We start from the raw sequence: 19,253 nt of genomic DNA, 5'->3' as shown, positions 1-19,253 counted from the left end.
TACGCAACCTGAAGGCCCAAATGTTCGAATTACATCCAGACTCCTCGACCCCGCTGGTGAACCAGATCATCGACGGGCTGCGCGAGCTGATCGACAACCAGACCCTCAAGCCAGGCGCCAAGGTCCCCTCGATCCGCGCCTTTGCCGCGAGCTATTCGGTGAGCACCTTCACCGTGGTCGAGGCCTACGACCGTCTGGTCGCCCAGGGCCTGCTGGTGAGCCGGGGCAATGCGGGGTTCTTCGTCAACCGCGCGGCGGGCGAATTGCTCGACCCGCACAACGCCGAGGCCGACACCAGTCGACCAACGTTCAACTCCGAGTGGTACCTGCAGCAGATCTTCGAAATCCGCCAATTGCCGTTCAAGCCCGGGTGCGGCTGGCTGCCCAACGACTGGATGTATGAAGACGGCCTGCGCCGCGGCCTGCGCCAGGTGGCCGGCAGCCCGCTGGAGCTGTCGGGCTACGGCGACCCCATGGGCCTGATGGAGCTGCGTGCACTGACCGCACAGAACCTGCAGCAGGAACTGTCGATCGTTGCCAACCCGGCGCAGCTGATGCTTACCCATGGCGCCAGCCAGGCCCTGGACCTGGCCGCGCGCACCCTGGTGCGCCCGGGCGACGTGGTGCTGGTGGACGACCCCGGCTACCCCAACCTGATGAGCATCCTGCGCACCCAGGGCGCGACCCTTGTCGGCGTGCCGCGCACACCGGCCGGCTACGACCTGAACCAGCTGGAACAGTTGCTCACCCATCACCGCCCCACTGCATTCTTCACCCAGCCGCACCTGCACAGCCCGACCTGCTCGCGCACGCCGCTACCGCAGCTGCACCGCCTGCTGCAACTGGCCAGCCAGCACGGCTTCCGCCTGGTGGAGAACAACCTGTACGCCGACATGGTCGCCGAACCGCAGCCGTGCCTGGCCAGCCTCGACCACCTGCAGCAGGTGGTGTACGTGGGCAGCTACTCCAAGAGCATTTCGCCCAATGTGCGGGTCGGCTACATGCTGGCCAACCCCGAGCTGATGCAGAAGCTGCTGCACCTGAAGATGCGCTCTGGCCTGACCACTTCGCAGGTGATGGAGCGCGTGGTGTATGCCGCGATCATCGACGGGCGTTGGCGCAAGCACCTCAAGCGCCTGCGCCAGCGTTTGGCCGAGGCGCACCAGGAAGTTGGCCGGCATCTGCATCGGTTGGGCTTCGAGCTGTTCATCGAGTCGGATGAAGGGATGTATATCTGGACCCGCCACCCGGCGATTCCAGACAGTGCGGCGTTGCTGGATGATGCGCTGGAGAAAGGCATCATGCTCGGGCCTGGGCAGTTGTTCATGGTCGATGCCAAAGCGACCGGGTGGATGCGGTTCAACGTGGCGTTCAGTACCGAGCCGGCGATGTGGGAGTTGCTGGAGAAGGTGTTGGTGAAGCATGTGCGGCGGGGTGGGGTGTAACGGATTGCGGGGTGTTCGCCACAACACCTTCAGTGCCTATGAGATTGAGCGCCGCGCGCGCGGCGCTTTGCAGCACAAGGCTGCTCCTACATCTGTTCGGGCCAATCTCGCGAATGGGCTGCAAAGCAGCCCAGCGATATGCACAACCAGCTGTCAGGCTCGAAGCCTACCAAGCCTTTACTCCAACTCTACTGCAACAGGAATTTTCGACAGTGCTGCCTTGAACTCATCGAACGAAATATAGCCATCACGATTGGTATCATTAAAAGCCAAGCATTTTTTCTGTAAGTACGTGAACTTCTGGGCAACCTGCTTGAGCTTTTCCTCCAGCAGCCTGTGCTGCTCATCGAGGTAAGCGCGTTCAAAATGCAGACGCTCGAGCTGCCCATTGAAATACCGCGACACCTCAGCGTAGGAAACTTTGCCATCCAGATTCGAGTCCACCTCCGCATAATCCAGCAGGATCGGCAGGTCGAGCAAATTGGTGTTGGCGACTTTTACACTTCCCATGATCAATCTCCGAAAGAACAGTGAATTCCCTGTACTGCGGCGACAGACTCACACGCTCTCCGAAGCCGGACAACTGACAAAAATATCAGTTGCCCCGTGTATTTATTCTGGACTAATGGCATTGCCCTCGGCTGCCCCGACCCGCTAACCGGTAAACAACCACTCGAAGGCGATGGCGTACCCGTGGGAGCGGGTTCACCCGCGAAGAGGCCGGCAGCCATTCCTCAGCTGCCGGCCCCTCGCACTTATCGCCAGTCCGCCTTGTCGGCAAAAAACGCCTGCGCGTTCGCCTCCAGGCTCTCCAGGTGATACCCCCCTTCCTGCACGATCAGGCACGGCAAGCGCATCGCCCGAATCCGCTCGCCCAATACCGCAAACCCTTCAGTCGTCACCGCCACCTTGCTCTGCGGGTCGAGTTCGTAGATATCGAACCCCAGCGACAACACCAGCACCTCGGCGCCAAAGTCCTTCACCGCCGCCAGCGCGATCTCCAGCTGGCCCATGAAGTCCGCTTCGCTAGCCCCATGCGCCATCGGCAAGTTGAGGTTGTACCCCTCCCCCGCACCGCTGCCACGCTCGTCCGCGAACCCGGCCACACCCGGGTAGAAGTTGGTGGGGTCACCATGCACCGACACATACAGCACATCCCGGCGGTCGTAGAAGATGTCCTGAATCCCCTGCCCGTGGTGCATGTCGGTATCGAGGATGGCCACGCGGCTGTAGCGGCTGCGCAAGGCCTGGGCAGCGACAGCGGCGTTGTTGATGTAGCAGAAACCACCGGCCGCATCGAAGCGCGCATGGTGGCCTGGCGGCCGGCACAGGGCATAGGCCGCCGGCTCGCCGTCGAGAATGGCCTTGGCACCGGCCACTGCGCTTTGCGCAGACCAATAGGCCGAGCGCCAGGTGTGTTCGCCTACAGGGCAGCTGCCGTCAGCCAGGTAGCGCCCGGCCTGGGCGAGGATGCCGCGCAAGGCGTTGGGTTCACGCACGAAGATGTTGGACATGACCTCGTCGCCCCAGTCCTCGGGCACTTCCTTCCAGCGCGCATGGGCCTCTTCGAGGAAGGCCAGGTAGGCCTCGCCATGCACTGCCTTGAGCGGTTCGAGGCCGGCGTCCTCAGGCTGACGGATGTCGAAGCCCAGATCCTTGGCCGCCTGCAGCAGGCGCTGGGCGCGTTCGGGGACTTCCTGCGGGGTGCGCATGGCGCCGCGCGAGTAGTAGCTGCGTGGGTGGTGCAGCAGTTGTTCGGGGTGGAAGTAACAACGCATCAGGCATCTCCCTGTTCGATACGGCCCGCGCGGGCCAGCACGGCATTGAGCAGTACATCGGCACCCTGGCGGGCGTCGTCGGGCAACACGTCTTCGGCTTCGTTGTGGCTCAGGCCGCCGACACAGGGAATGAACACCATGGCGGTCGGGCAGTAGCGGGCCAGCAGGATGGCGTCGTGGCCGGCGCCGCTGACGATCGACTGCTGGGCATAGCCGAGGCCATCCACCGCCTGCTGCACGGCGGCTACGCAATCGGCATCGAATGGCGTGGCCGGGCTTGTCCAGTGGCGCTCGATACGCACCTGCAACCCGCGCTGATTGGCGATGGCTTGCAGCTTCAACCTCAGGTCGCGTTCCATCGCCTCGATGGCTTCATCCCGGTGATGACGCAGGTCGACGGTGAACTGCAGCAGCCCCGGAATGGTGTTGCGCGAGGACTTGGCAATGGACAGTTCACCCACCGTGGTCAGGCCTTCAGGGACAAAATCGGCAGCCAGTTGCTCGACCGCCTGGATCATCCGTGCGGTGCCGAACAGGGCATCCTTGCGCAGCGGCATCGGCGTGGTGCCGGCATGTGCGGCCATGCCTTCGACCGTGACGTCGAGCCATCGGAGAGCCTGCCCGCCGCTGACCACGCCAATGGCCTTGGCGTTGTCTTCAAGGATCGGACCTTGCTCGATATGCGCCTCGAAATAGGCATCGACCTGGCCGCCAAGCGAGCGCCGGCCGGCGTAACCAATGCGTTGCAGTTCGTCGGCGACGCTGATGCCATTGGCATCGCGAATGGCCAGCGCTTCGTCCAGTGCCAGGGTGCCGGTGAACACCGCCGAGCCGAACATGGCCGGGGTGAAGCGGGCGCCCTCCTCGTTGGTCCATACGGCGATTTCCAGCGGTTTGCGCGTCTGGATGTTCAGATCATTGAGCCGGCGCACCACTTCAAGGCCTGCCAGCACACCGTAAACGCCATCGAAACGGCCGCCCTCAGGTTGGGTGTCGAGGTGGCTGCCCATCATCACCGGCGCTGCATCGGGGTCGCTGCCAGCGCGGCGGGCGAACAGGTTGCCGATGGCATCCACAGTCAGCGTCAGGCCGGCTTCGCGGCACCAGTGGCTGAACAGTTCACGGCCAGCCTTGTCCTCGTCGCTCAGGGCCAGGCGGCAGCTGCCGCCACGGGCGGTAGCGCCGATTTCGGCCATGGCCATCAGGCTCGCCCACAGGCGTTCGCCATTGCTTTTCAACATGTGCGGGTACTCCAGAAAAAAGCGGTTCGATCAGGCCAGTTCCAGGCGCTGGCTGCGGGCGTACTGGCGCGCCAGGGCGAGCACGCAGACCAGCGAAATGGTTGCGATCAAGGTGTAGAACACCGCCATCGGCCACCATTGGCCGGTGAAGGTGTGGGCCAGCCACGTACCGATCAGCGGGGTCAGGCCGCCCGCGATGGCGCCGCAGATCTGGTAGGCCAGGGAAATGGCGGTGTAGCGCACGCGGGTGTCGAACATGCCGCTGACATAGCCGGCGATCACCGCGTAGAACGACGCCATGCACGCGGCTGCCAGGGCGATGCCGAGCACGATCAACGGGCCCTGGCCCGAGCTGACCAGCACGAACATCGGGTAAGGCGAGGCCATCGCCAGCAACGCGACCAGGGCCAGGAAGCGGGTGGCGCCGATTTTTTCCGATAGCCAGGCGGCCAACGGCTGCACGCAGAACTGGATGATCGCCACGAAGAACAGACACTCCAGGATCAAGGAGCGCTCCAGGTGCAATTGCGTGGTGGTGTAGCTGATCATGAAGGTGTTGGTGAAGTAGACCCCGGCAATACCCAGGGTATTGGCACCGATGCACAGCAACAGCGGGCGCCAGGCCGTGCGCAACACTTCGAATACCGGGGCCTGCTCCTTGCGCCGGGCCTTTTCCGCCTGCTCGCGGCTGGCGATGAACTCGGGTGACTCATTCACCCCCAGGCGAATCGCCAGGCCCACCAGCAGCAACAGCGCGCTGGCCAGGAACGGCACGCGCCAGCCCCAGTTCATCAGGTCTTCTTCCGGCAGGCGGGTGACCGCGCCGAAGGCCAGCAGCGACAGGATCAGGCCCGCCGGGCTGCCCAGCTGGGCGAACGAAGCGAAGAAGTTGCGCCGGCCCTTGGGTGCATGCTCACCGGCCATCAGCACCGCCCCGCCCCACTCACCGCCCACGGCAATACCCTGGACGATGCGCAGCAGGATCAGCAGTACCGGCGCGGTGGCGCCGATTTGTGCGTAGGTCGGCAGCAGGCCGATGCCCACGGTGACGATGCCCATCATCAGCAAGGTGATGACCAGCGACTTCTTGCGGCCGATACGGTCGCCCACGTGGCCGAAAACGATGCCCCCCAGCGGCCGGGCGAAGAAGCCGACGGCGAAGGTACCGAACGCGGCCATGGTGCTGAACAGGCTGTTGTCGGAGGGGAAGAACAGCGCGCCGAACACCAGGGCGGCGGCGGTGGCGTAGATGTAGAAGTCGTACCACTCGATCATGGTACCGATGAACGCGGCGGCGGCGGCACGGCGTGGCTGGGGGGAAGCGGTGGGCTTCATGGGGGCTCCTTTGCTTGTTGTTCTGGCAGGAGTTGTCAGGGGCACGGGGGCGCTCTTGTGGCGCTTGGCCTGTTGGTCTGGTGTCAGCTTCTTCGCGGGTTTACCCGCGAAGAAGCCAACACCGATTCGGCAGGCCTCGATATCTGCGATTTATCGGCCCGGGGCTATGATTAGTCAATTTTCTATTTATTATTCGAAATATTAGCCTTGCTTATTATCGAGCCCTGCCATGCCCGACCGTCTGCTCAACGACCGCCTCGACTGGAACCTGCTGCGCACCTTCCGGGTCATCGGCCAGGAGCTGTCCATCAGCCGTGCTGCCGCCCGCCTGCACCTCACCCAGCCGGCAGTGAGCCAGGCGCTCAAGCGCCTTGAAGAACAGCTTGGCCGCCAACTGATCGCCCGCCGCGGGCCGCGCTTCGTGCTGACGGAAATGGGCGAGCAGCTGTTCCAGCTGGCTGGCGAGGTCTATGGGCAGATGTCGCAGATCGGCGGCTTGCTGGAGCAACCGGCGGACGAACTGGTGGGCAAGGTACGCCTGCTGATGATCAGCCGTATCGTCAACGAACACTTCGACGACTTCCTCGCCGACTTCCACCGCCAGCACCCGCGGGTGGAGCTGGAGATCGACGTGATGCGCAGCTCCGACATCGTTGCCGCCCTGCAGGAGAAAACCGCCACGGCGGGCCTCAGCCTTAACCGGCGTGCGCAGCCACGGCTGGAGCAACGGTTGTTCCTGCGCCAGCGCTATGCGTTCTTCTGTGGCAAGCACCATGCCCTGTTCGGCCAGGACGAAGGCGACCTGCAGCGGGAGAATTTCGTCAGTTTCACCAGTGACCAGATTGGCGGAATGCTGTCGCCACTGACCATTTTCCGCGACCAGCAGGGGTTTGCCGGGCGGATCGTGGCCTCGTCACCAAGCCTTGAGGAGGTACGCCGGCTGGTGATTGCCGGGTTTGGCATAGGTTGCCTGCCCGAGCATGTGGTAGCGCCGGATGTAGACGCCGGGTTGCTGTGGAAGCTGCCGCCGCAGGAAGGGATTGCCGATGTGGATATCCACCTGTTGTGGAACAGGGAGCAGCGCTTCAGCCGCGCGGAAGAGGTGTTTATCGAGGCGTTGCAGCACAGCCTTGACTGAACGCAGAGCTGGGGTCGACGAGCACTGGACACGATAGTGGCCAATTAGTAGCATCCAGCCCAACTGAACATTACGGACAATCTCAGTCATGGATCGAGCTACCGGGGTCATTCGACGCCCTATTCATCACCCCATCCGCCCCTTGATCACTTGGGAAGAAGCATGGAAGGGGCCCGACGAGGGCTTGATCCGCTGCTGGGAGATTGGCCGTGAGCGGGCTCTGGCCCAGCCAGAACTTGCCCGGCACTGCGCCGATGGCGCACTCCCGGTGCTAGGTTGGAAAGGTGGCCATGATCGCGCATTGAAGAAACCGATGAAGTACGGTTCGTTCAAGTACCTGGCGCAATGGCAGGGCCTTCGCGGCGAGGATCTGTTCATCGATACGCGAACAGAGCTCACCCTGACCTGTAATCACACCGGCATGCTGACAACGTTCACACCGGACCAGGAAAAATACGCCAACGCTGTGATGCTGATGGAATAGCAACGAGGAACAGAGGGATGGCTACACCGTGATGATGTTTACCGCTTCTGAGCGGATCGATACACCTCGCTACGCTCGCGTTTGCCAACCGATACCACCACTACAACGATCCGCTCGTCCTCGACTCGATAGACGAGGCGATATCCAGAGGCCTTGAGCTTGATTTTGTAGTGGTTCGGCAGGTCACGCAGCGCGTCGGCCTGTACCTTGGGTGACTGCAGGCGCTCGGCGAGTTTTTTCTTGATCTGTTCGCGCACGGTGTGGCCTAGCTTGCCCCACTCTTTCAGTGCCGAAGGCAGGAATTCGAGTTTATAGGTCATCCAGGGATACCGGTACGCCTTTTTCACCCAACCTCGACTTGGCCAGTTCGCTCAATTCGAGATCTTCCAAGCGTTCCATCATGGCCTCGTACAGTTCGGCCGGCACCATGTAACCCATCACGCGGTTGTGATTGAGCACGGCGACGGGCATACCCGCAGCGCCGGTCATCACCGCGGATGGGTTCTTTTTCAGTTCCGACACGCTTACGGCCACGTCAGCGAATATGTTTTGCATGTTTTCACCCTCAAAAGAGAGCCATATTTTGGTCCATATATAGGACACAAACAAGTCGTCACTGCTCAAGCACAGAGGTGAGACACGACAGGCGAAATGCCGTCTTTTTGGGAGATCGCCCAGCCCTCTGAATCCAACGCGGTGCATGGCACCGGCTGCGCCGGTGTTCGCGGCTAAAGCCGCTCCCACAGGGTCCCTGCTAACTCAATGAGTCATTTGCAGTTCCATGAGGAGCGATCGGGGTCAGGCTGTTGCCAGTGCCGGGTAGTCGGTCAGGCCATGGGCATCACCACCGAACAGCGTGGCCCGTTCGTGCTCGGCCAGGGGCGCATTCAGCTTCAGCCGCGCCGGCAGGTCCGGGTTGGCCACGAATGGCCGGCCGAAGCCGACCAGGTCAGCCCAGCCCTCCTCCAGCGCGCGCCGTGCACGTTCGCCGGTGTATTTGCCGGCATACACCATCACCCCGGGGAACACCGCCCGCAGCTGTTGCTTGAAGTCCACCGGCATGTCCGGCGCGTCATCCCAGTCGGCTTCGGCAATGTGCAGGTAGCCGATGCCGATTTCGCCCAGGCGCTTGGCCGCTGCGGTATAGGTGGTGACCGGGTCGGCGTCGACACAGCCATTGAGCGTGGTCAGCGGCGCCAGGCGTACGCCTACACGCTGGGCGTCGCCGGTACCTTCGACCAGCGCACGGGTGACCAGGTCGAGGAAACGCAGGCGGTTTTCCAGCGAACCGCCGAAGCGGTCGGTGCGGTCGTTGGCGCCGGAATCGAGGAACTGGTTGACCAGGTAACCGTTGGCCGCGTGCAACTCGACACCGTCAAAACCGGCGGCCATGGCGTTGCGCGCAGCCTGGCGGTATTGCTCGATGATCTCGGCAATTTCCGCTTCGCTCAACGCGCGCGGCTTGGAAGCCTGGACAAAGCCTGGCGTGCCGTCGGCATTGTCGATGAACACATTCACGCCTTCAGCCTGCATCGCCGAGGACGACACCGGTGCCTGGCCACCAAGCAGGCTGCTGTGGCTGAGGCGGCCGACGTGCCAGAGCTGGGCGAACATGCGCCCGCCCGCGGCATGCACAGCCTCGGTGACCAGGCGCCAGCCGTCGATCTGCGCCTGGGTGTGGATACCCGGGGTGCGGGCGTAACCCTTGCCCAGTGGCGAGATCCAGGTGCCTTCACTGACGATCAGCCCGGCACTGGCGCGTTGTGCGTAGTACTCGGCCATCAGCGCGGTCGGTACATCGCCAGGCTGGGCAGCGCGGGAGCGGGTCATCGGTGGCATCAGCACGCGGTTGGGCAGGTTGAGGGCGCCGAATTGCAGGGGTTGGAACAGTGGATCTTGAGCCATTGCGAGCATCTCCGTAAGGCGAATCAGGGGTCAGGCGCGGCTGACGACAGGTTGTGACTGGGCAGGTACGCGGCGGTCGAGGCGGCCGCTGTACAGGGTCAGGGCCAGGGCACCGAGGGTGACCAGCGCGGCAGTCCATGGGGTGTGCCCGAGGCCGAGTTGTTGCACCACCTGGGCACCGCCCCAGGAGCCACCGGCCACACCCAGGTTGAAGGCGGCGATGTTGAAACCGGCCGCCACGTCGACTGCGTCGGGGGCGACCTTTTCCGCCTGCTGCACCACGTACACCTGCAGGCCCGGCACATTGCCGAAGGCCACCGCGCCCCAGGCCAGTACGGTGATTACCACCAGCACCGGATGCGGCGCGGTGAAGGTCAGCGCCAGCAGCACCACGGCCAGCAGCAGGAAGATGATCGACAGTGCCTTGACCGGGCCTTTGCGGTCGGCCAGGCGGCCGCCCCAGATGTTGCCCAGGGCAACCGAAACGCCGTAGGCGAGCAGCACCAGGGCGACGCTGTTGGCGCCGAAGCCGGCGATGTCCTGCAGGATCGGGGCAAGGAAGGTAAAGGCGATCAGCGAGCCGCCGTAACCCACGGCAGTCATGGCATACACCAGCAGCAGGCGCGGTTGCAGCATCACCCGCAGTTGGCGCAGCAGCGGTGCCGGCTGGCTGTGCTGGATGCGCTTGGGCACGAACAGCAGTGCGCCGAGCAGCGCTACCAGGCCGAAGGCAGCCACCACCAGGAAGGTCACGCGCCAGCCGAAGTGCTGGCCGATGAAGGTACCCAGCGGGATACCGGTGACGAAGGCCACGGTCATGCCACTGAACATGGTGGCGATGGCGCTGGCGGCTTTTTCTTTCGGCACCAGGCTGGTGGCGATGATCGAGCCGACCGAGAAGAACACCCCGTGGGCCAGGCCGGTGAGGATGCGCGCCATGATCAGCGATTCGTAGCTGGGCGCCTGCCAGGCCACCAGGTTACCGGCGGTGAACAGCGCCATCAGGCCGACCAGCAGCAGCTTGCGCGGGACGCGGCCGGTCATGGCGGTGAGCAAGGGCGCGCCGATGGCGACGCTGAGGGCGTAAAGGCTTACCAGCAGGCCGGCCGAAGGCAGTGTCACTGCCAGATCATTGGCGATGGTCGGGATGAGGCCGACGATCACGAACTCCGTGGTGCCGATGGCGAAAGCCGCCAGGGTCAGGGCTAACAAGGCGAGAGGCATTTGAGAATCACCTGTGGAAGGTTGGGATGGATGGATTCTCGGGGGGACGTGGGGACGGGAAAAAGATGGGCGCGGGACAATGAGTTTTGATCTGGAAGCAAAGGTTGCGATGGGGCTGTTGCGAAAGGGTCAATCTTTTGTGTTGCCTGACAGACGCATTCGCGGGCACGCCCGCTCCCACCGGAATTGCACAGGCTCCGGGCTGGTGCTGTACCTGTAGGAGCTGGCTTGCCTGCGATGGGCCGCCCAGCGGCCCCGCTTTTTTGTCCTCCAGTCAAAACACCTTGCCCTCACCGCACCTTTTTCCCACGCCCGATCCCCGCTAGCCTGCCGCCCACACCCGTCTCGTAAGGACCCGCACCATGCCAACCCATCATCAAGCCTGGGCCTGGACCCCGAACGCCGGCCTCGACGGCCTGCAACTGCTGCGTAAACCCCTGCCACAACCCGGCCCCGGTGAGGTGCTGGTGGCCAACCGCGCCATTGCCCTCAACCCGGTGGACTGGAAAATCTGCGAGTGGGGCCACCCGGCCTGGCAGCAGGGCACGGTCCCGGGCGTGGATGGCGCCGGTGTGGTAGTCGCCGTTGGCGCAGGCGTCGACATGCCGTTGGGCAGCCGCGTCGCCTACCACCAATCGCTGGCGCGTGACGGCAGTTTTGCCGAGCACTGCCTGCTCGATGCAAGCCTGGTCATGCACATCCCCAGCGCGCTCAGCGACACTGCCGCGGCCGCCGTGCCCTGCCCCGCCCTGACCGCCTGGCAGGCCCTGGCCAAGGTACCCGAAGGTGCCAGCCGCGACGTGCTGGTGATCGGCGCCGGTGGCGCGGTGGGCTTCTACCTCGCGCAGCTGGCCGCGCAGCGTGGCCTGCGCGTGTGGGCCAGTGCCGGCCAACACCACCACGCCTCGCTCAAGGCCCTCGGTGTGAGCGGGGTGTTCGACTACCACGACGCCGACTGGCAGAACCAACTGCAGGCCGCCCTGGGCGAGCGCCCGCTGCATGCCCTGTTCGACACCGTCAGCGGCGCCCATGCCGGCAGCCTGGCCCACCTGCTCGGCTACAACGGCCACCTCGTGTGCATCCAGGACCGCCAGGAAACCGCACCAACGCCCGCTTTCAGCACGGCGATCTCGCTGCATGAAGTGGCGCTCAACAGCATTCATGCCTACGGCCAATTGGCAGACCGCCAAGCCCTGCGCGTGGCCGGTGAAAAATTGCTGCAGGCCATTGCCGATGGTCGCCTGATCGCGCCACAGCGCCGCGAGTTCACCTTCTCGGCTTTGCCACAGGCTCTGCGGCAGCTGAAAGAGGGCCAAGGCACAGGCAAATGGGTGACGCGCCTGGACTGAACGCCAAATGCGAAAACTTGGATCCCATTCTGCTACAAGGTATGCTGAGCAATAGCTAAACGCCACTACTTAGGCAGGCTTCGTGCCTGCCTTCAAGGACGAGCCCTTTGCCCAGCCACCCTACCCGCCACACCATCGCCCGCCAGTGGCAGCTGCTAAAGCTGCTGCCAGGCCGTCACCCGGGGATGAGTTCCACCCAGTTGCAGGCCGCCCTGACCACCGTTGGCTATATCACCAGCAAACGCACGGTCGAACGCGACCTGGTCGAACTCGCGGCACTGTTCCCGCTGCAGTGCAACAGCAAAGGCATGCCCTACGGCTGGTACTGGCAAGCGGGCCTGAACCCTGGCGAAGCGCAACAGCTGCAGCCCGATGCGCTCTCACCTGCGGAACAGGTCGAGTTGCACGCCTGGGTCGATGATGCCCTTGCCCGGCGCCTTGAGGCGTCGCCACTGTCGGCAGATATGCAACTGACGCTGCAGGCGGAAGGTGGTGCCACCCTGGTAGCTACCGTCGACGACAACCGCTCGCTGATGGGCTGGCTGCTGTCCCAGGCCGGCTCGATCCGCGTGCAGGCGCCGCAGGCATTGCGACAGGCCATGCTCGTGCAGTTGCGCCAGAGCCTGGCGCTGCACGAGGGTGGTTGTTGACCGGCAAGAACACCAACCCCGTGGCGATTCACTGACTATCAGTGCCAATGGGCACTGACCTGTAGGAGCAGCGTTGGGGCCGTCAGAACGTGCCGGGGAACGCCCCGCCATCGATCAACAGGTTCTGCCCGGTGATGTAGCCGGCATGCGCACTGCACAGGAACGCGCAGTAAGCGCCGAACTCACCCGCGCCGCCAAAGCGTGCCGCCGGGATGGCCTTGCGCCGCGACTGGGCGGTGGCTTCCACATCGCCACCTGCCGCTTTCAGGGTCTTCTGCAGGCGCGCCGTGTCGAACGCCCCAGGCAGCAGGTTATTCAACGTCACGTTGCGGCCCGCCAGGCGCTGCTGACGGGCCAGGCCGGCGATGAAGCCGGTAAGGCCACTGCGCGCACCATTGGACAAGCCAAGAATATCGATCGGCGCCTTCACCGCACCGGAGGTGATGTTCACCACCCGGCCAAACCCGCGCTCGGCCATGCCATCGACCACCGCCTTGATCAGCTCGATGGGGGTAAGCATGTTGGCGTCCAGTGCCTTCAGCCAGTCCTCGCGGCCCCAGTCGCGGAAGTCGCCCGGGGGCGGGCCACCGGCATTGTTGACCAGGATATCCACCTGCGGGCAGGCTGCCAGCAGCGCCTGGCGCACCTCGGCGTCGGCGACATCACCGGCCACGGTGCGCACCTCGATGCCCGGGCAGGCCGCGCGCAACTCGGCGGCGGTCTGCTCCAGGGTGGCCTGGGTGCGGGCATTGATGACCAGGTTGACGCCTTCTTTGCCCAGCGCTTCGGCGCAGCCTTTGCCCAGACCCTGGCTGGCCGCGCAGACGATGGCCCAGCGGCCGGTAATGCCTAGATCCATTGGGTTGCTCCTTGATGCAATGCTGTTACAGGGTCACTGGATCGGCGAAAACGCGGCAGGCATCAACAGCTTCGATTCCATCCGCACCAGCATCGGGAAGGCCACCGGGATGAAGCGCTCCAGCCAGTCCGCATCGCGGTACAGGGCGGCGCGGCGCTCGATGCGGTCGTCAAGGCTCTCGTAGGCCCAGATGTGCACCACCTGGTTCAGTTCGCCGATCTCGGTGTACCACCAGCCCACCAGCTTGGCGTAGCGCGAGATCACCGGCAAGCCTTCCTTTTCGAAGTGCTCCAGGTATTGCTTCATCTTGCCGATGTGCAGGGTGTAGGTACGCATTTCATAGAACATGGTAGTGGTTCCGTTAAAGGTTCAGAGGCTGCCGTGGTAGGCATCGGTGATCAGGCGCTCGACATCGCGCGCGGTGGTCAGGCGTGGGTTGACCAGCACGTTGCCGCTGCGCATCGAGTCGCTGACCATCTGCGGCAGGAACTCCAGGTCCACGCCCAGTTCACGGATGGTCGCGGGAATGCCGATGGCCTGGTTCAGGGCCACCACCGCATCCACCGTGCGCGCCGCGGCCTGCTCCACGCTGAGCCCGGTCACATCGGCGCCCAGGGCAATGGCGATGTCACGGAAGCGCTCCGGGCAGGCCGGCAGGTTGAACTTGATCACGTAAGGCAGCAGGGCGGCGTTGGCGATGCCATGGGGAATGTTGAACACCCCGCCGAAGGTGTGGGAAATGGCATGCACGTTGCCCAGCTTGGATTGCGAGAACGCCACCCCGGCCAGGAACGAGCCCAGCAGCATCTGCTCACGGGCCGCCATGTCGGTGCCGACGAAGTAGGTTTTTTCCAGGCTGCCGGCAATCATGCGAATGGCTTGCAGGGCCATGGCCTGGCTGATCGGGTTGGCCTGGCGCGACACATACGACTCGATGGCGTGGGTCAGGGCGTCCATGCCGGTGGCGGCGGTAATGGCCGCAGGCAGCTTCAGGGTCAGTGCCGGGTCGAGGATGGCCAGGCGCGGGAACAGCCGCGGGCTGACAATCACCGTCTTGAACAGCGTGCGCTTGTTGGTGAACACGGTCGACGCGGTGCATTCGCTGCCGGTACCGGAGGTGGTCGGGATGGCGAAGATCGGCAGCGGCGGCTGGGTCAGTTTGTCGTAGCCCTCGTAGTCGAGGATGTTGCCAGGGTTGGTGGCCATCGCCGCCACGCCCTTGGCGGTGTCGATGCTGCTGCCGCCGCCCACGCCGATCACGGCGGTGCAGTCGCGCTCTTTCAGCAGCGCCACGGCAGCGTCCAGCACGTCGGTGCTGGGGTTGGCTTCAACGGCGCAGAACAGCTGGTAGTCGATGCCCGCCTGCTCCAGCGAGGCGAAGAAGCCGGCCAGGATGCCTGCATCGATCAGGCCCTGGTCGGTGACCACCAGCAGGGTGCCGTCCACGTACGGCTTGAGTAGCGCACCGGCCTGGTCGGCCAGGCCCGCGCCACATTTGGCAATGGTGGGGAAATGGAACTGGAATTGGCTCATGAGGGGTCCTCAGGCTACTGCGTTGTTCTTGTTGTGCCCGCCGTGACGCTGGCGGGCCGTGCCGAGCCAATCTAGAGCGCGGGCCAGGGCCGCCGATAATGAAAAGAGCTGATCCGCCAATAACCACTGCTTATCCCCCGCCGGGTAATAAGCAGGCGTTATTGGCGGATCAGCTCTTTTCATTACCTGCACTGCCGGCAGCGCTCCAACAATCGGCCTGCGTAGTTGCTACGCCTCCCGATAATCACAACAACGAGCTCCTGCGATGAAGACCATCCCCTCCCCGGCCGACCTGGCGCTGCCCGCTGCGGCCCCGATGACCACGGTGCGCTGGCGCATCTTCCTGATCCTGTTGCTGCTGACCGCAATCAACTACATCGACCGCGCCTCGCTGTCGGTGGCGCTGCCGCTGATCGCCCCTGAATTCAACCTGACGCCGGCCATGGAAGGGCTGATGCTCAGTGCGTTCTTCTGGTCCTATGCCTTGATGCAGATCCCAGGCGGCATGCTGCTGGACCGCTTCCACACCCGCGGCATCATTGGCGCGGCAACCGTGGCCTGGGGCCTGTTCCAGGCACTGGGCGCGGCCTCGCACAACTGGCTGGTACTGCTGCTGACGCGCATCGGCCTGGGCGTGGCCGAGTCGCCGATCATGCCCGCCGGGGCCAAGCTCAATGGCGCCTGGCTGACGCCTAACGAACGTGGCCGTGGCGCGGTGCTGGTGGATGGCGGAGCGCCGCTGGGCAGCGCCCTGGGGGCGATCCTGATTTCCGGGCTGATTGCCTGGCTGGGTTCGTGGCGGTTGGCCTTCGTGGTGGCAGGGGTCGGCACCGTATTGGCCGGCATCCTGGCGTGGAAGTACATCCGCAACCACCCCAGCGAGCATCCGGGGGTCAACGAGGCCGAACTGCGCCACATCACCGAAGGCAACGCCAGCGCCCACGCAGCGGCAGCCAAGGCCAGCCTGCCGCTGCGCGAGCTGCTCAAGGACCGTTCGATCTTTGCCATGTTCGCCGGCTACAGCTGCATCCTGGCGGTGTTCTACGGCCTGCTGACCTGGATGCCGAGCTACCTGCACAAGGCCCACGGTCTGAACATCTCGGCCATGGGCGGGGCGACCTTCCTGATCTTCATGTGCGGGTTTGTCGGCGAACTGATCGGCGGCTGGATCGGTGACCGCTGGCGGGCTAGCGGCGCCTCGCCGAACCTGGTGATGCGCACCATGTTCAGCGGTTCGGCTCTGGTGGCGGCGCTGTGCATCCTGGCGGCAGCCTATGTGGGCGAGACCGTCGCGGTGATCAGCCTGCTGTGCGTGGCGATGTTCTTCATCCGTTGGTGCGGGATGTACTGGTGCCTGCCGGCGATCATCGGCGGGCCGTCGCGCACCGGCGTGCTGGGTGGCACCATGAACTTCTGCGGCAACATGGCCGGGGTGCTGGTGCCGATCGTGATCGGGCTGATCGTGCAGTTCACCGGGGATTACTTCTTTGCGCTGATCTTCTTTGTGGTGGCTGCGGTGTTGATTGCGGTGTTTTCCAGTTTGATCGATTACCGCGAGCGGCAGTTCTGAGGCAGGGATTGCGAGATCCCTGTGGCAGCGGCTTCAGCCGCGAACACCGGCGCAGCCGGTGCCATCACCGCGTCGCCTGCTTCGCGGGTGAACCCGCTCCCACAGGTACGGCGCAGGCTTCGGGCTCGCGCTGTACCTGTGGGAGCGGCTTCAGCCGCGAACACCGGCGCAGCCGGTGCCATCCACTGCGTCGCCTGCTTCGCGGGCTTGCCCGCCCCCCACAGGTACAGCGCAGGCTTCGGGCTCGCGCTGTACCTGTGGGGGCGGCTTCAGCCGCGAACACCGGCGCAGCCGGTGCCATCCACCGCGTCGCCTGCTTCGCGGGCTTGCCCGCTCCCACAGGTACGGCGCAGGCTTCGGGCTCGCGCTGTACCTGTGGGAGCGGCTTCAGCCGCGAACACCGGCGCAGCCGGTGCCATCCACTGCGTCGCCTGCTTCGCGGGCTTGCCCGCCCCCCACAGGTACAGCGCAGGCTTCGGGCTCGCGCTGTACCTGTGGGAGCGGCCGTGGCCGCGAACACCGGCGTAGCCAGTGCCATCCACCGCGTCGCTTGCTTCGCGGGCTTGCCCGCTCCCACAGGTACGGCGCAGGCTTCGGGCTCGCGCTGTACCTGTGGGAGCGGCCGTGGCCGCGAACACCGGCGTAGCCGGTGCCATCTACCGCGTCGCTTGCTTCGCGGGCTTGCCCGCTCCCACAGGTACGGCGCAGGCTTCGGGTTCACGCTGTACCTGTGGGAGCGGCTTCAGCCGCGAACACCGGCGTAGCCGGTGCCATCCACCGCGTCGCCTGCTTCGCGGGCTTGCCCGCTCCCACAGGTACGGCGCAGGCTTCGGGCTCGCGCTGTACCTGTGGGAGCGGCCGTGGCCGCGAACACCGGCGTAGCCGGTGCCATCCACCGCGTCGCTTGCTTCGCTGGCTTGCCCGCTACCATAGGGGTCGCAACAGGGCTCAACCGGCCGTAAGTTCCTCCACCAGCAACCGCGCCGCCGGCGATAGCGGCGCTGCCACCCGGTGCACGATCCCGAACGGCTCGCTCAGTGCCCGCAGCTTCACTGCCAGCGACACCAGCAACCCGCGCTGCTCGGCAAAGGCCGCCACGGCGCTGGGGATCACCGCCACCAGTGTCGGGTCGCCTTCCAGCAGCATGAAGGTGGCAAAGGTGGAGAAGGTTTCCAGCGGGTAGCGTGGCACCTCCACCCCCGCCTCGCTCAACTCACGCTCCAGCGCCTGGCGCATGGGCATGTTGGCCGGGTAGACAATCCAGCGGTACTGGCTCAGGTCACCAACTTCCAGCGTCGCCGCCCCGGCCAGCGGGTGCTGCGGGTGCGCGACCACCGCCAGCGGCTCCTGGGCCAGTTCGACAAAGGCGTAGTCCGCCGCATTGCGGCCCAGCCCTGGCCGGCAGATGGCCAGGTCCAGGCGCCCTTCATCAAGCTGGGCCAGCAGGTTGGCACTGGTGTTCTCGGCGATCTCCACCGCCAGTTGCGGCTGCTTGCGGCGCAACCGCCCGAGGGCACCGACCAGGGTCGGCATGGCACCCATGATGCTACCCACCGCCAGCCGCCCACCCTGGCCCTGGACGATGCCCAGCACCTCCTCGCGCAAATGCCCCAGGTCACTGTGAATCAACCGCGCATATCGCACCACGCAACGGCCCACGTCATTGGCCACCAGGCCGCTGGGCAGGCGCTGGAACAACGGCACACCCAGCACCTCCTCCACCTCGCGCAAGGCCTTGGTGGCCCCGGGCTGGGAAATCGCCATGGCCTCCGCCGCCTTGTGCAGGGAGCTGCAACGGTCCAGTTCGATGAGCAGGCGTAACTGACGCAGGCGCAGGCGGGAAAAAATGGAGTCCAGGGAGGGGATCATCGGGCAGGCTCGGCATGGGTCTTGTAATGCCGAGCACTATAGAGGGTTGTCAACGGGCGATTGTTGAGTTTGCGGCAAATGTCCTTTGCCCTGAAGACACGCCCGGCAAGCTCACGCCACGCGGCGACGCGACAGGCAGGCATACCCCAGGCCCAAAACGCTGGCCGCCAATACGCCCAGCAACATCATCAGCTCGCGGCTGTAGCGGGCCACCCAGGCCGGGATACCGATGACCTCGCGGTAAACCTGTATGTCAGCGTTGCCATCGGCGTGACTGATGCTGACCCCGCCCTGGCGGATCTGCGAATAGTCTGCATCGAAATACACCCATACCTTGCATACGCCACCCGGCTCGATGGTGGGGATGTCCGCTTGCATGGTAGAGGTTTCCACGATGGTGTCATTGCCAGCTGCATCGCGCACCTGCACCAGGCCTTTCGCCGGCAGGCGGATTTTCACCTGGCGTACCTGCGCATCACCACGGTTGCGCAGCTCGATGAGCAGACCGGTACGGTGATCGACCAGCCCGGCCTCGAAGGGCTTGGCGAACAGCTGGGCATACGGCGCCTGGGCCATTTCGATCAGCCGCTCGACCTGATCGTGGCTCAGCCCGCCCTCGCTGATGGCATTGATACGCCCCTGCAACTGCTCGTACTTGAGCTGTTCGCTGGCTTTGGTGATGCGTTCGCTGAACTGGCTGGGATAGGTGAGATAGGCATAGGTCAGCGATGCCTCCAGGCGCGGGTTGCCCCTGAGCAACCCATAGGCGGCCAGCAGGACCATCAGGCCAAGCAGCACGGCTACGAGGAGTTTCCCCACCTTGTCCCAGCTCAATGCGAACTTCCTTCTGTCGTGATACAGAGATTCAAACTG

19 protein-coding genes are annotated in these 19,253 nt (G+C 64.5%); 6 read left to right on the top strand and 13 right to left on the bottom strand.

Annotated elements, in window-relative coordinates; translation table 11 throughout:
- Window positions 1-20: 20 nt before the first annotated feature.
- Window positions 21-1,445, top strand: a complete 1,425-nt coding sequence (locus tag QN085_RS10225) for an aminotransferase-like domain-containing protein (RefSeq protein WP_015269943.1) — start codon at window positions 21-23, stop codon at window positions 1,443-1,445.
- Between the two features lie 177 nt (window positions 1,446-1,622).
- On the opposite strand, the gene QN085_RS10220 is transcribed toward QN085_RS10225, so the two are convergent.
- The 4 genes from QN085_RS10220 to QN085_RS10205 all read right to left on the bottom strand — a co-directional run bounded on the left by QN085_RS10220 (window position 1,623) and on the right by QN085_RS10205 (window position 5,799).
- Complete coding sequence (locus QN085_RS10220; protein ID WP_023661945.1) at window positions 1,623-1,955, bottom strand: EF-hand domain-containing protein; 333 nt, start codon at window positions 1,953-1,955, stop codon at window positions 1,623-1,625.
- A 245-nt stretch (window positions 1,956-2,200) separates the two neighbouring features.
- On the bottom strand, window positions 2,201-3,223 hold the full coding sequence (locus tag QN085_RS10215) for a histone deacetylase family protein (protein ID WP_041506092.1): 1,023 nt from the start codon (window positions 3,221-3,223) through the stop codon (window positions 2,201-2,203).
- Window positions 3,223-4,464: a Zn-dependent hydrolase gene (locus QN085_RS10210; RefSeq protein WP_013972047.1), complete on the bottom strand. Its 1,242-nt coding sequence runs from the start codon at window positions 4,462-4,464 to the stop codon at window positions 3,223-3,225. The genes QN085_RS10215 and QN085_RS10210 overlap by 1 nt, the downstream gene beginning before the upstream one ends.
- A gap of 30 nt (window positions 4,465-4,494) precedes the next feature.
- Entirely contained in the window at window positions 4,495-5,799 is a 1,305-nt protein-coding gene (locus tag QN085_RS10205; protein ID WP_013972046.1) for an MFS transporter, read from the bottom strand.
- 229 nt (window positions 5,800-6,028) lie between these two features.
- Here QN085_RS10205 and QN085_RS10200 point away from each other — a divergent pair, with 229 nt between their 5' ends.
- The gene (locus QN085_RS10200) at window positions 6,029-6,937 is read left to right on the top strand and encodes a LysR family transcriptional regulator (RefSeq protein ID WP_013972045.1); all 909 of its coding nucleotides are present in this window, start codon (window positions 6,029-6,031) and stop codon (window positions 6,935-6,937) included.
- A gap of 88 nt (window positions 6,938-7,025) precedes the next feature.
- Entirely contained in the window at window positions 7,026-7,421 is a 396-nt protein-coding gene (locus QN085_RS10195; RefSeq protein WP_023662326.1) for a hypothetical protein, read from the top strand.
- A 38-nt stretch (window positions 7,422-7,459) separates the two neighbouring features.
- On the opposite strand, the gene QN085_RS10190 is transcribed toward QN085_RS10195, so the two are convergent.
- From QN085_RS10190 to QN085_RS10175, 4 genes are all read right to left on the bottom strand, one after another.
- Window positions 7,460-7,741, bottom strand: coding sequence for a type II toxin-antitoxin system RelE family toxin (locus QN085_RS10190; protein WP_003259987.1), 282 nt, complete (start codon window positions 7,739-7,741; stop codon window positions 7,460-7,462).
- Entirely contained in the window at window positions 7,731-7,976 is a 246-nt protein-coding gene (locus QN085_RS10185) for a type II toxin-antitoxin system Phd/YefM family antitoxin (RefSeq protein ID WP_013972043.1), read from the bottom strand. Before QN085_RS10185 ends, QN085_RS10190 begins: the two co-directional genes overlap by 11 nt.
- A 243-nt stretch (window positions 7,977-8,219) precedes the next feature.
- Window positions 8,220-9,326 (bottom strand): alkene reductase, encoded by a 1,107-nt coding sequence (locus tag QN085_RS10180; RefSeq protein ID WP_031325095.1) that lies wholly within the window; start codon window positions 9,324-9,326, stop codon window positions 8,220-8,222.
- A 30-nt stretch (window positions 9,327-9,356) separates the two neighbouring features.
- Window positions 9,357-10,550, bottom strand: a complete 1,194-nt coding sequence (locus tag QN085_RS10175; RefSeq protein ID WP_023662327.1) for an MFS transporter — start codon at window positions 10,548-10,550, stop codon at window positions 9,357-9,359.
- A gap of 362 nt (window positions 10,551-10,912) precedes the next feature.
- On the opposite strand from QN085_RS10175, the gene QN085_RS10170 reads away from it, so the two are divergent.
- Window positions 10,913-11,899, top strand: coding sequence for a zinc-binding dehydrogenase (locus QN085_RS10170; protein WP_013972040.1), 987 nt, complete (start codon window positions 10,913-10,915; stop codon window positions 11,897-11,899).
- Window positions 11,900-12,006: 107 nt separating this feature from the next.
- On the top strand, window positions 12,007-12,549 hold the full coding sequence (locus QN085_RS10165; RefSeq protein ID WP_013972039.1) for a WYL domain-containing protein: 543 nt from the start codon (window positions 12,007-12,009) through the stop codon (window positions 12,547-12,549).
- An 82-nt stretch (window positions 12,550-12,631) separates the two neighbouring features.
- Here QN085_RS10165 and QN085_RS10160 read toward each other — a convergent pair whose 3' ends face one another.
- The 3 genes from QN085_RS10160 to QN085_RS10150 are packed head-to-tail and all read right to left on the bottom strand — an operon-like array spanning window position 12,632 to window position 14,941.
- Window positions 12,632-13,408 (bottom strand): SDR family oxidoreductase, encoded by a 777-nt coding sequence (locus QN085_RS10160; protein ID WP_013972038.1) that lies wholly within the window; start codon window positions 13,406-13,408, stop codon window positions 12,632-12,634.
- 33 nt (window positions 13,409-13,441) lie between these two features.
- Window positions 13,442-13,756 carry an NIPSNAP family protein gene (locus QN085_RS10155; protein ID WP_013972037.1) on the bottom strand — a complete coding sequence of 105 codons (315 nt, stop codon included), beginning with the start codon at window positions 13,754-13,756 and terminating at the stop codon, window positions 13,442-13,444.
- 21 nt (window positions 13,757-13,777) lie between these two features.
- A complete protein-coding gene (locus QN085_RS10150) occupies window positions 13,778-14,941 on the bottom strand; it encodes an iron-containing alcohol dehydrogenase (RefSeq protein WP_013972036.1) in 1,164 nt (387 codons plus the stop codon).
- Between the two features lie 265 nt (window positions 14,942-15,206).
- Between QN085_RS10150 and QN085_RS10145 the strand changes: the two genes are divergently transcribed.
- Entirely contained in the window at window positions 15,207-16,511 is a 1,305-nt protein-coding gene (locus tag QN085_RS10145; RefSeq protein WP_013972035.1) for an MFS transporter, read from the top strand.
- A 948-nt stretch (window positions 16,512-17,459) separates the two neighbouring features.
- Here the strand turns inward: QN085_RS10145 and QN085_RS10140 are convergent.
- Both QN085_RS10140 and QN085_RS10135 read right to left on the bottom strand, forming a co-directional pair.
- Window positions 17,460-18,380 carry a LysR family transcriptional regulator gene (locus QN085_RS10140; RefSeq protein WP_013972034.1) on the bottom strand — a complete coding sequence of 307 codons (921 nt, stop codon included), beginning with the start codon at window positions 18,378-18,380 and terminating at the stop codon, window positions 17,460-17,462.
- Window positions 18,381-18,491: 111 nt separating this feature from the next.
- Complete coding sequence (locus QN085_RS10135; RefSeq protein ID WP_023662503.1) at window positions 18,492-19,214, bottom strand: hypothetical protein; 723 nt, start codon at window positions 19,212-19,214, stop codon at window positions 18,492-18,494.
- Window positions 19,215-19,253 lie beyond the last annotated feature (39 nt).

Source organism: Pseudomonas sp. M2(2023), from assembly GCF_030263955.1.
Classification (GTDB): Bacteria; Pseudomonadota; Gammaproteobacteria; order Pseudomonadales; family Pseudomonadaceae; genus Aquipseudomonas; species Aquipseudomonas asiatica.
This window is presented reverse-complemented; position numbering and strand designations above follow the sequence as displayed.

Bases quoted from the DNA above. Each gene is read 5' to 3' on its own strand.
- QN085_RS10150 (WP_013972036.1), bottom strand. From the start codon at position 14,941: ATGAGCCAATTCCAGTTCCATTTCCCCACCATTGCCAAATGTGGCGCG.
- QN085_RS10140 (WP_013972034.1), bottom strand. From the start codon at position 18,380: ATGATCCCCTCCCTGGACTCCATTTTTTCCCGCCTGCGCCTGCGTCAG.
- QN085_RS10185 (WP_013972043.1), bottom strand. From the start codon at position 7,976: ATGCAAAACATATTCGCTGACGTGGCCGTAAGCGTGTCGGAACTGAAA.
- QN085_RS10155 (WP_013972037.1), bottom strand. From the start codon at position 13,756: ATGTTCTATGAAATGCGTACCTACACCCTGCACATCGGCAAGATGAAG.
- QN085_RS10220 (WP_023661945.1), bottom strand. From the start codon at position 1,955: ATGGGAAGTGTAAAAGTCGCCAACACCAATTTGCTCGACCTGCCGATC.
- QN085_RS10210 (WP_013972047.1), bottom strand. From the start codon at position 4,464: ATGTTGAAAAGCAATGGCGAACGCCTGTGGGCGAGCCTGATGGCCATG.
- QN085_RS10205 (WP_013972046.1), bottom strand. From the start codon at position 5,799: ATGAAGCCCACCGCTTCCCCCCAGCCACGCCGTGCCGCCGCCGCCGCG.
- QN085_RS10180 (WP_031325095.1), bottom strand. From the start codon at position 9,326: ATGGCTCAAGATCCACTGTTCCAACCCCTGCAATTCGGCGCCCTCAAC.
- QN085_RS10200 (WP_013972045.1), top strand. From the start codon at position 6,029: ATGCCCGACCGTCTGCTCAACGACCGCCTCGACTGGAACCTGCTGCGC.
- QN085_RS10225 (WP_015269943.1), top strand. From the start codon at position 21: ATGTTCGAATTACATCCAGACTCCTCGACCCCGCTGGTGAACCAGATC.
- QN085_RS10190 (WP_003259987.1), bottom strand. From the start codon at position 7,741: ATGACCTATAAACTCGAATTCCTGCCTTCGGCACTGAAAGAGTGGGGC.
- QN085_RS10215 (WP_041506092.1), bottom strand. From the start codon at position 3,223: ATGCGTTGTTACTTCCACCCCGAACAACTGCTGCACCACCCACGCAGC.
- QN085_RS10170 (WP_013972040.1), top strand. From the start codon at position 10,913: ATGCCAACCCATCATCAAGCCTGGGCCTGGACCCCGAACGCCGGCCTC.
- QN085_RS10145 (WP_013972035.1), top strand. From the start codon at position 15,207: ATGAAGACCATCCCCTCCCCGGCCGACCTGGCGCTGCCCGCTGCGGCC.
- QN085_RS10160 (WP_013972038.1), bottom strand. From the start codon at position 13,408: ATGGATCTAGGCATTACCGGCCGCTGGGCCATCGTCTGCGCGGCCAGC.
- QN085_RS10175 (WP_023662327.1), bottom strand. From the start codon at position 10,550: ATGCCTCTCGCCTTGTTAGCCCTGACCCTGGCGGCTTTCGCCATCGGC.
- QN085_RS10195 (WP_023662326.1), top strand. From the start codon at position 7,026: ATGGATCGAGCTACCGGGGTCATTCGACGCCCTATTCATCACCCCATC.